The organism is Mannheimia sp. (assembly GCF_056854775.1).
Genome location: NZ_JBXGGI010000082.1, coordinates 1 through 11,031 on the forward strand (window position 1 = coordinate 1; position 11,031 = coordinate 11,031).

An 11,031-nucleotide genomic window follows, 5' to 3' on the forward strand; every position below is an offset into this window, starting at 1 on the left:
GGGCAAATTGCAATTTGCCCCTACGGTGTAGTTATAAGTAAATTATTTCTTACGAGAATGTAAGCCTTTTTTCTCTAAGTTACGGTAAATTAACCACTGTTGGGCAATGGTAATTAAGTTAGAGGTTAGCCAGTAAAGTACTAAGCCTGATGGGAACCATAAGAAGAATACGGTAAAGATCACCGGCATAAAGGTCATTACTTTTTGTTGCATTGGGTCAGCCACCGGCGTTGGCGACATTTTTTGTAACAAGAACATCGACGCACCCATTAAGAGAGGTAAGATGTAGTACGGATCTTGTGCCGATAAGTCTTTAATCCAACCGAAGAATGGTGCGTGGCGGAGTTCTACTGCTTCCATAAATGTCCAATATAACGCAATGAAAATCGGCATTTGGATTAAGATCGGTAAACAGCCGCCCATTGGGTTTACTTTTTCTTCTTTGTAGAGCTTCATCATCTCTTGGCTCATACGTTGGCGGTCATCACCAAAACGCTCACGCATTTCTGTAATACGTGGTTGTAACATACGCATTTTTGCCATTGAGGTGTATTGTGCTTTGGTTAATGGGTAAAGAATGGTTTTTACGACAATGGTTACACCGATAATCGCTAAGCCCCAGTTGCTGACAATTTTTTGAATTGCGGTTAATAACCAGAACAACGGTTTAGCAATAAACCACGCCCAACCGTAATCTACGGTTAAGTCTAAATGGTTTGCAGCTTCTTCCATCTCTTTTTGGTCTTTAGAGCCCGTCCAAAGTTTACTGCTTAAATTTGCTTCAGAATTTGGGGCAATGGTTGTTAATGGACCACGATAACCAATCGTTGCAACACCGTTGTTGGTGCGTGAATAAAGGTTATTATCCGCATCTTGATTTGGTACCCAAGCAGACACGAAGTAGTGTTGTAATACTGCGATCCAACCTGCTTTGGTATCAATACTTAAGTTCGCTTTTTCCATATCTTGGAAACTGTATTTTTTGTAGTTAGTTTCTGAAGAAGAGAACGCACCACCTGTATAAGTTGGCATTGTTAAACTACCTGAACTTTCTACGACAGAGTGTTTTAACTGACCGTAAGGTTGGACTTCAATCGCTTCTGCGGTGTTATTTTTAATGTTGAAATTTACGCCAACATCATAGCTACCACGTTTTAAGGTGAAAGTTTTGGTATAAACTACACCATCTTTCTCAAATGTTAGTGGTACAGAAAGTTCGTTTTGATCATCAGTTAATTTGAAACTGTCCGCCGTTACTGCATATTGTGGACGACCAGCATTGGTATCAATCCCATTTTTACCTACTAAGCCACTTTGAGCCACATAGGTTTTAGTACCGTCTTGCTGCAATAATTTGAATGGAGTGTTAGAGTTTAATTCCGCATTGTGTTTCAATAAGTCTGAACCTACCACATCACCACCTAAGGTATCAATGGTTAGGCGTAACACATCGCTTTCCACCGTAATGGTTTTGCCTTGCGTGATGCTGTCTGCAATTGGATTATTAGCATTAGAAGCCGCTGGAACATCACCCACCTGTTGTTGGGTTTGAGCTGCCGCTTGAGCCTGTTTTTGAGCTTGAATTTCAGGGTTAAAATCTTGCTGCCATTGCGTAAAAATAAGCACAGACACAAGAAGCAAACCCATTAGCAGTAAGCCACGATTATTCATTTTGAAGTTCTCTTGTTAGTAATGGATAAAAAGAAAGGTATTTTATAATAGGTTGGCGTGTTTTCCAAACGCCTTTTATAAACAAGCGGTCGGATTTAATCAAAGTTTTGCAAAATTCTCTGAAAATTCGACCGCTTATTGCGGATAAGAAATTAACGTTTATCTAAGGTTTTGGTGGAAAGACGAGCCACCGCACACAAGTTACCTTGCTCGTCTTTGATATCAATATTCCACACCTGCACTTCACGCCCTAATTTCAGCGGCGTTGCTCGTGCAATCGCTTTTGTTCCGGCAGGGATTGATTTTAAATGGCTGATATTCAGCTCCATTCCGACCGCAATTTGATGAGCTTCACACACCATTAACGCCCCCGCATTAGCGGTTGTTTCTGCTAAAGCGGCAGAAACGCCACCGTGCAACACGCTAAACGGCTGTTGGGTACGTTCATCCACCATCAGCTGTGCTTCAATCCAATCTTCACCGATAGCCGTAAATTCGATACCTAAATGTGCCACTGCCGATTTTTGGCTAAGAGCATTTAATTGTTCGCATGTTGCAGTTTGTTTCCAAATGGTCATTATCATTTCCTGTCTAATTATTGTGGGGGCAAATCATTATTTGCCCTGCCTTGTTAAATCACTTCTAGCAATGCCTGAACAGGGTGCTTAATCCCTTGTTGTTCAAAGCGTTTGACTTGTGAGCGGCAGGAGTAACCGGTAGATAAACAGCGTTCGAGCGGTTTGCCGTTGAGTTTGTTCTGCCAAGATTGTTCGTAAATCGCTTTGGACATCGCCAAATGTTTGGTTTCATGCCCGAATGTGCCTGCCATTCCACAGCAACCGACATTTTCCACCACTAATGTTTCGCCAAAATGGGCGAAAATCGATTTCCATTCGTTCATTGAGTTGGGGAGTGAGGTGGATTCGGTACAGTGAGCAAATAAATACCATTGCAAGTGGTCGGAATCGGTCGATTTTTTGCAACTGTTCAACTCGCCTTTTTGCATTACCTCTTTCAACCACTCGTGAGCCAGTAGCACTTTGAAATCGCCACGTTGCTCTTTGAGAATATCGTTATACTCTTGGCGGTAAATGAGGGTTAAGGCCGGATCGACCGATACCATCGGTACGCCGAGTTTTGCCACACGGTTTAAGAAATCCGCTTGGTTTTTGGCGGTTTTAGCAAATTTAGCCAAAAAGCCTTTAACGTGTTGAGCTTTGCCGTTTGGCTTGAATGGCAGCACAATCGGCTTAAAGCCGAGTTTTTGCGTGAGGGCGACAAAATCCGCCACCACTTTAGCATCGTAATAAGAGGTAAACGGATCTTGCACAATAAATAGCATTTTGCGATTTTTTGCAGAAAATTGACCGCTTGCAGCCTGCTGTTCAAGGCTTTCCAAACTCTCGCCTTGATAGCCGATTTCCACCAACTGATGTTGTAGATTTGGCACAGACAACGCCGGCAGATAAGTCATTCCTAACGTTTTATTTGCAGCGGTTTCCGCCAGTGTTGAGGTACTGAAAAAGTTAAAAAACTGCGGTTTTTTCGCCATTATCGGGGCAACAAATTCCAAATTCGACACCACATAATCTTTCAGCGGACGTAAATAGCGGCTGTGGTAAAGCTCGTTAAATTGCGATCTGAAAGTCGGCACATCAATTTTTATCGGACATTGGCTGGCACAGGCTTTGCAAGCAAGGCAGGTATCCATTGCTGCTTTTACTTCGTGCGAAAAATCGTACTCTTTCTTTTTGTTGAGCGAGTTTCGCACTTTTGCGACAAAATCGGTAAGCGAGGCGGTTTTGTTGCTAGCGTTGAAGATTAAATCATTTGGCTCAACGTTCTGTTCCGCTAATAAACGTAACCATTCACGAACCAAGGTCGCTCGCCCTTTCGGTGAATAGAGACGGTTGCCCGACACTTTCATAGACGGACACATTGTGCTATGCACATCAAAGTTAAAGCACAAGCCGTTACCGTTACAATTCATCGTCCCTTTAAATTCCTCTCGTACTTGAATCGGAATTTGGCGGTCAAAATCGGCTCGCATTTGGGAATCAATCGGGTAGAGAGTTGCCTCGCTCTCTAATGGCGTACAAATTTTGCCGGGGTTCAAGCGATTTTGCGGATCGAATAAGGTTTTGATGTAGCGAAGTTCTTGCCACAAGGTTTCGCCAAAGAAACGCTCACCATAATAAGAACGCATCCCTTTGCCGTGTTCTCCCCAAATCAAGCCACCGTATTTAGCGGTAAGTTCGACAACTTGGTCGGAAATTTGTTTAAAGGTTTCCACTTGGGTTTTATCGCATAAATCCAATGCTGGGCGAACGTGTAGCACGCCGGCATCCACGTGTCCGAACATACCATAAGGCAAATTGTAGCTATCTAATAATGCACGGAACTCTGCGATATAATCCGCTAAGTTTTCCGGTGGCACGGCAGTATCTTCCACAAAGGCAATCGGTTTTGCCCAGCCTTTGGCGTTGCCAAGCAAGCCCACTGCTTTTTTCCGCATTGCGTAGATTTTTTCGATGGAATTGACATCATTAGTAAGCTGATAGCCAATAATGCCCGCCTCTTGATTTGCAATTTTTTGATCGAGACTTTCACACAGGGCTTTTACTTGAGCCTCAATTTGAGCTTGGTCGTTCGAGGCATATTCCACAATATTAATACCGAGAATCGGGTTGTTCGGATCTTCGGTTAAGAGATCTGATACAGAGTGCCACACAATATCTTGCTTGGCGAGATTCAGCACTTTGGAATCCACCGTTTCCACTGACAAGGCTTTTGCCTCTAACATAAAAGGGGCTGAACGAAGAGCGGCATCAAACGAGTTGTATTTAATATTAATTAAGGTGCGATGTTTTGGAATTGGGAGTAGATTCAGTTTCGTTTCGCAAATAAAAGCAAGAGAGCCTTCCGAGCCGGTTAAGATGCGAGTGAGGTTAAATTCACTTTCATCATCGTTAAACACGTTTTTTAAATCATAGCCGGTAATAAAGCGGTTAAGTTGTGGCAATTCACTTAATACGGTTGGGCGTAAGGCTTTGCAACGGGTGAAAATTTCGCTGTGCAGGGTTTTGCCTAAAGTGGAAAGATTTAACTTTTCTAAATTTGCAAAAAAATCATCAGATTTGACCGCTTGTGTTTCTAAAATTTCGCCGTTAATTAAGACCGATTTGATCTCAAGAATATGGGCAGAAGTTTTTCCATATTGTAGTGAACCTTGACCGGAGGCGTCGGTGTTGATCATTCCGCCTAGTGTTGCACGGTTACTGGTGGAAAGCTCCGGCGAAAAGAATAAGCCGTGAGGTTTTAGAAATTGGTTGAGTTGATCTTTTACCACGCCAGCTTGCACACGCACCCAACATTCTTCCACATTGAGTTCTAAAATTTGGTTCATATGGCGTGAGAGATCAACAATAATATTATTGTTAAGCGATTGCCCATTCGTGCCGGTACCACCACCTCGAGGGGTAAAAGTTAAATCTTGATATTCCGCTTTTTGCGCAAGTTTGGTGAGGATCACTACATCAGAAACTGATTTCGGAAACAGAATCGCTTGCGGAATTTGTTGATAAACGCTGTTATCAGTTGCCAGCGATAAACGATCGGCATAACTGGAGGCAATATCGCCACTAAAATGCTGGAGGACTAGTTCGTCTAAATACGCCTGTGCGGTGGTATTTAATTGGGGTACTTCAGAAAGTCTAGGTATCATAGTTGTGTTTGATTTGATAAAAATAATAAGATTAAACTTTGGTTATCTTAGCAAGAATTCAAACAATTTAAAATGGAAGTAGATGGTTTGAAATTTGTGCATAATTACCTCATTTGATTAAAAAATGATCTAAAATATACATTTCTATACATTTCCTTAGGAAAAAATAATTGATTTTTAGAAAACGAAGAAAGATAATTAGAACATTCTTGCTCAAACTAAATTTAGAACAAGAATGTTACTCAGAAGATAATTTTTATACAAAAAGTGCTTTTTTAGGGTGTTTTTTGTTGTATAATATCGCTGACATTAGCTCTCTTGCTTCTTAATTGTTGAAGCATAAAGTTAAAGTTTTAATACTTTATAAAAAGTATTAAGAATTTATTTTAATCGATGACAATATTTAAGAGGATCATCAAAATGAAAAAAACATTAGTTGCATTAGCAGTATTATCTGCAGCAGCAGTAGCACAAGCAGCTCCACAAGCTAACACTTTCTATGCAGGTGCTAAAGCTGGTTGGGCATCTTTTCACGACGGTTTAACTCAGTTTGATTCTAAAAACGGTGGTAAATTCGGTATCAACCGTAACTCTGTAACTTACGGTGTATTCGGTGGTTATCAAATCTTAAACCAAAACAATGTTGGTTTAGCAGTAGAATTAGGTTATGACTATTTTGGTCGTGCTCGTGGTAATGTAGGTGAAGATAAAGCAGTTAAACACGTTGCTCACGGTACTCACTTAAGCTTAAAACCAAGCTATGAAGTTGCTCCTAACTTAGATGTTTACGGTAAAGTAGGTGCTGCATTAGTGCGTAATGACTATAAAGGTTACAATAATGGTTCTAGCGTTAATTATGAAAACCAACGTGCTCATAACTTAAAAACTTCATTATTATTAGGTGCAGGTCTTGAGTATGCAATTACTCCAGAATTAGCTGCTCGTGTTGAATACCAATACTTACAGGCTGCGGGTAACTTAGACAAAGCACGTCAAAAAGCAAACCTTGATTGGATTGATGCACAATATAGTCCAAAAATCCACTCAGTATCTGCTGGTTTAACATACCGTTTCGGTCAAGGTGCAGCACCAGTTGAAGCACCAGAAGTTGTAAGTAAAAACTTCGCATTCAGCTCAGATGTTTTATTTGATTTTGCTAAATCAAGCTTAAAACCTGCAGCAGCAACAGCTTTAGATGCAGCACATACAGAAATCAGCAACTTAGGCTTAGCTAACCCTGCTATCCAAGTTAATGGTTACACAGACCGTATCGGTAAAGATGCATCTAACTTAAAACTTTCACAACGTCGTGCTGAAACTGTAGCTAACTACATCGTTTCTAAAGGTGCAAATCCAGCTAACGTAACAGCTGTAGGTTACGGTGAAGCAAACCCGGTAACTGGCAACACTTGTGATGCAGTTAAAGGTCGTAAAGCGTTAATCGCTTGTTTAGCACCAGATCGTCGTGTTGAAATCCAAGTTCAAGGTTCAAAAGAAGTAACTATGTAATATAGTTGTTCTTAGAACACGATTTAAATACCCACCTACTCAGGTGGGTATTTCGTTTGAACTAGGTAATTCCTAAATTATTTATTTTTATTGCATTTTTTTTGCTATTTGATAGAATAAAAAATATTATTTCTTTGCTCAAATTTTAGCGGAAATAAGGATTGTTTCAGATAAAATTTTCAATATATTAGATTAATTTCAAATTAAGGATTATTAAATGAAAAAAACATTAGTTACATTAGCAGTATTATCAGCTGCTGCAGTTACTCAAGCAGCACCACAAGCTAATACTTTCTATGCAGGTGCTAAAGCAGGTTGGGCATCATTTCACGATGGTATTACTCAGTTAGATGCTGCTAAAGCTGGTAAATATGGAATTAACCGTAACTCTGTAACTTACGGTGTTTTTGGTGGTTACCAAATTCTGAACGAAAATAAATTTGGCTTAGCAACAGAAGTAGGCTATGACTACTTTGGTCGAGTTCGTGGTATTGAGAAAACCCGTGCAGGTGGTGAGAAACAGACATTCCGCCATTCGGCTCATGGTGCAGTAATTAGCTTAAAACCAAGCTATGAAATTATTCCTAACTTAGATGTTTATGGTAAAGTAGGTATTGCACTAGTAAATAACAGCTACAAAACAGTAAATGTTGCAACTAAAGTTCCTACAAAAACTAAACGTTTCCAAAGTTCATTAGTATTAGGTGCTGGTGTAGAGTACGCTATCACTCCGGAATTAGCAGCTCGTGTTGAATATCAATGGCTAAACAATGCAGGTAAAGCAAGTTATGCTACATTAAGACGTATGGGAGCATCAGACTATCGCCCTGATATCAGTTCTGTATCTGCAGGTCTATCGTACCGCTTTGGTCAAGGTGCAACTCCAGTTGAACCAACCGTTGAAACTAAAAATTTCTCATTTAGCTCAGACGTTTTATTTGCTTTTGGTAAATCAAACTTAAAAGCGGATGCAGTAGCAGCTTTAGATGCAGCACACACAGAAATCTCTAACTTAGGTTTAGCTAACCCAGCTATCCAAGTTAATGGTTACACAGACCGTATCGGTAAAGATGCAGCAAACTTAAAACTTTCACAACGCCGTGCTGAAACTGTAGCTAACTACATCGTTTCTAAAGGTACTAACCCAGCTAACGTAACAGCTGTAGGTTACGGTGAAGCAAACCCGGTAACTGGCAACACTTGTGATGCGGTTAAAGGTCGTAAAGCGTTAATCGCTTGTTTAGCACCGGATCGTCGTGTTGAAATCCAAGTTCAAGGTTCAAAAGAAGTAACTATGTAATAGTTTCTTCAATTGTAAAATTGAATAAAAAAATGCCCGCTTGTTAGCGGGCATTTTCCTTTTTTACTTTAATAAATCTTTTAAACTTGATTTCATTTTTGCGACTTGCTCTAAATAAAGCTGCTTGTTTTCAACTTCATCAGTTAATTTAATAATAGCTTCTGATAATGTGAGGTTCTGGCTTTTTGCATATTTAGAGAGCCTTAACCAACTGGCGTATTCTAAATCAATAGATTTTTTCTTAGTTGTTTGTTTTTCAGCATTAAAAAAGCGTTTTCGCTTTGCTCGAACAGACTGACGCATTTTTTTTCGTTGTTCAGCTGTCATTTCTGACTTAATCCATTTTTCTACTTCTTCTGGGGACTCTTGTAAGGTGGAAAGAAATTGAACCTTTAAATCAACTAAACTTTGTTCTTCGTGTTTAGTAATGTTTTCCCCTTCCCGATGCTTTTTGAGAAGATATTTCCATTTCCAAGTAGTTTCTTGCGTGATGAGTTTTTGGTATCGCATAATCGTAAATAATGTTGAAAAAGATAAGCTATATTTAGCAAGTATAGCGGAATTCTGTATAATAAACCAAATTTTCGATAAAGAGGCATATCTGTGACCATTTTTCTACTTAATAGCCCGGCATTAACTGTGGAATACCCTTTCTCTGATTTAGATAAGAAAGTCAATTTTTTAGATTTCCAACCTAAAGCAAAACAAGCCCTAGATCAATTTATACAAGCGAAATTTGGCTCTTTGCTAGTGCTTAAATCTGAGCTTTTTCCTGAATTTATTAATGAGCTGACGGATTATTTAAAAAGAGATAATTCAAGTATTTCTATAGTAACCAAAATGGATTTTAATAAAAATAATTTGTTTGGTTATTATATGTTTTTAGAAAGAGAACAGAAAACAGAATATGTAACAGGAGCAATTCAAGAAGCTAATAATGGTGTTTTAATTGTAAATATTAATTCATTATTATTGGATATTACGCAATGGGATAAATTAAAGCAGGCATTATTATTTGGCGAATATGAATCTCATTCTATTAATGATCTACCGCATTTTCTAGCCAAAGAAAAATCCTCATTTAAGTTAATTTTGATTGGTGAAAGAGAAGATATTTCAACCCTTTCTGCTTATGATGACAGCTTATATCAAGTAGCACAATATACTGAAATTAAATCATATTTATCCTTAAATAATAATGTAGAGGAATGGGCGAATTATATTCAGACTTATGCAGAAAATATAATTAATAAAAGATTAACACCTGCTGCTCTTAATCAATTTTTACAGGCTTATATTCGAGAAAGCGAGAGCCGGGATTTAATTTCTATTTCACCTACATTATTAAGAAAGCATTTATTAGGTATTCAGAATTTCTATGCAAATACAGTAGAAATTAATGAAGTAAAAAGTTATTTTGATTATTTGGAGCAACAATCTTCAATTCTAAATGAATATACCGTAGAAGATATTCTCAGTAATCAACTCTATATTGAAACAGAAGGCGAAGAAATTGGGCAAATAAACGGTTTATCAGTCATTGATTTTGAAGGTGTTCCGCATAGCTTTGGCGAACCTTTGCGTATCAGCTGTAATGTGCAATATGGCGATGGCGAAATTCACGATATTGAACGTAAAGTGGAGCTGGGAGGCAATATTCATTCTAAAGGGATTATTCTTGCTCAATCCTGCTTGGCGAATTTGTTGGAACTTCCTACCCAATTACCGTTTTCCGCCTCAATTGCCTTTGAGCAATCTTATGGGGAAATTGACGGCGACAGCTCCTCATTAGCGATTTTTAGCGTGCTGGTGAGTGCCTTATCCAAATTGGCATTGCCGCAATCTATTGCGGTAACGGGAGCGATTGACCAATTTGGTAATGTGTTGAGTGTCGGTGGGGTTAATCAGAAGATTGAAGGTTTCTTCAATATTTGCCACGCTCGCCAATTAAGCGGACAACAAGGCGTAATTATTCCAGCCGCTTGCCTAAGCCATTTGAGTTTAAGAGCAGATGTGATCGAGGCAGTCGAACAAAATCAATTTAAAATTTGGGCGGTAGAAAATGTATTTGATGCATTAGAAATTCTTTTCGGGCGTGAGTTCTACGACGATGAAAAAGCGGTAAAAAGTAATAAATCATCATTATTTACATTGATTCATCAGCAATTAGATGAATGCAATAACGAAGAAACAAGCGGTTCATTTTTGAGAAAACTTTGCAAAAAATTAAAACTTGACTGATCCGACAAGTTAGTGTACAACTGTTCACTGAATTAAAAGTCTGTTACTATCAGGAATATTTCATAGCCTTTGATATAACAGGTTTCCCTCCATTTATAGGATTTTAAAAACAATGAACAACTGTACACCAATTATTAAACCAAGCTACTCTTATGAAGAGCTTCTACTATCAGGTAAAGGAGAATTATTCGGGGAAAACGGTCCACAATTACCTGCCCCACCAATGCTAATGATGGATCGTATCGTTGAAATGAATGCAGAGAAAGGGAATTTCGAAAAAGGCTATATTGAGGCGGAATTTGATATTAAGCCGGATTTATGGTTTTTCAGCTGCCATTTTATCAATGATCCTGTGATGCCGGGTTGCTTGGGCTTAGATGCGATGTGGCAGTTAGTTGGTTTCTATCTTGGTTGGATTGGCGGCGAAGGTAAAGGTCGTGCATTAGGTGTGGGCGAAGTAAAATTTACCGGTCAAATTTTGCCAACAGCAAAAAAAGTAACCTACCGTATTCATATGAAGCGTGTCGTAAATCGTAAATTAGTGATGGGCGTAGCTGATGGTGAAGTAGAAGTTGATGGGCGTATA

The 11,031-nt window shown here is 39.1% G+C and carries 8 protein-coding genes; 4 read left to right on the forward strand and 4 right to left on the reverse strand.

Translation table 11 applies throughout. From position 1 onward, the window contains the following. Positions 1-42: 42 nt before the first annotated feature. The 3 genes from yidC to ydiJ form a co-directional block, all read right to left on the reverse strand. Entirely contained in the window at positions 43-1,671 is a 1,629-nt protein-coding gene (gene yidC / locus ACJHV0_RS05945; RefSeq protein WP_483133652.1) for a membrane protein insertase YidC, read from the reverse strand. Between the two features lie 152 nt (positions 1,672-1,823). Beyond that, entirely contained in the window at positions 1,824-2,249 is a 426-nt protein-coding gene (locus ACJHV0_RS05950; protein WP_483133653.1) for a hotdog fold thioesterase, read from the reverse strand. Positions 2,250-2,302: 53 nt separating this feature from the next. Beyond that, positions 2,303-5,395 (reverse strand): D-2-hydroxyglutarate dehydrogenase YdiJ, encoded by a 3,093-nt coding sequence (gene ydiJ, locus ACJHV0_RS05955; protein ID WP_483133654.1) that lies wholly within the window; start codon positions 5,393-5,395, stop codon positions 2,303-2,305. Positions 5,396-5,815: 420 nt separating this feature from the next. Between ydiJ and ompA (ACJHV0_RS05960) the strand changes: the two genes are divergently transcribed. Both ompA (ACJHV0_RS05960) and ompA (ACJHV0_RS05965) read left to right on the forward strand, forming a co-directional pair. Continuing rightward, positions 5,816-6,904 carry a porin OmpA gene (ompA, locus tag ACJHV0_RS05960; RefSeq protein WP_483133655.1) on the forward strand — a complete coding sequence of 363 codons (1,089 nt, stop codon included), beginning with the start codon at positions 5,816-5,818 and terminating at the stop codon, positions 6,902-6,904. Between the two features lie 217 nt (positions 6,905-7,121). Continuing rightward, positions 7,122-8,204, forward strand: a complete 1,083-nt coding sequence (gene ompA, locus ACJHV0_RS05965; RefSeq protein ID WP_334235284.1) for a porin OmpA — start codon at positions 7,122-7,124, stop codon at positions 8,202-8,204. Between the two features lie 63 nt (positions 8,205-8,267). On the opposite strand, the gene matP is transcribed toward ompA (ACJHV0_RS05965), so the two are convergent. Continuing rightward, a complete protein-coding gene (matP, locus tag ACJHV0_RS05970; RefSeq protein WP_283386752.1) occupies positions 8,268-8,714 on the reverse strand; it encodes a macrodomain Ter protein MatP in 447 nt (148 codons plus the stop codon). A 93-nt stretch (positions 8,715-8,807) separates the two neighbouring features. On the opposite strand from matP, the gene ACJHV0_RS05975 reads away from it, so the two are divergent. Beyond that, complete coding sequence (locus ACJHV0_RS05975) at positions 8,808-10,445, forward strand: AAA family ATPase (protein WP_483133656.1); 1,638 nt, start codon at positions 8,808-8,810, stop codon at positions 10,443-10,445. Between the two features lie 112 nt (positions 10,446-10,557). Next, the coding region (gene fabA, locus ACJHV0_RS05980) for a bifunctional 3-hydroxydecanoyl-ACP dehydratase/trans-2-decenoyl-ACP isomerase (RefSeq protein WP_483133657.1) at positions 10,558-11,031 on the forward strand (474 nt) is incomplete at its 3' end.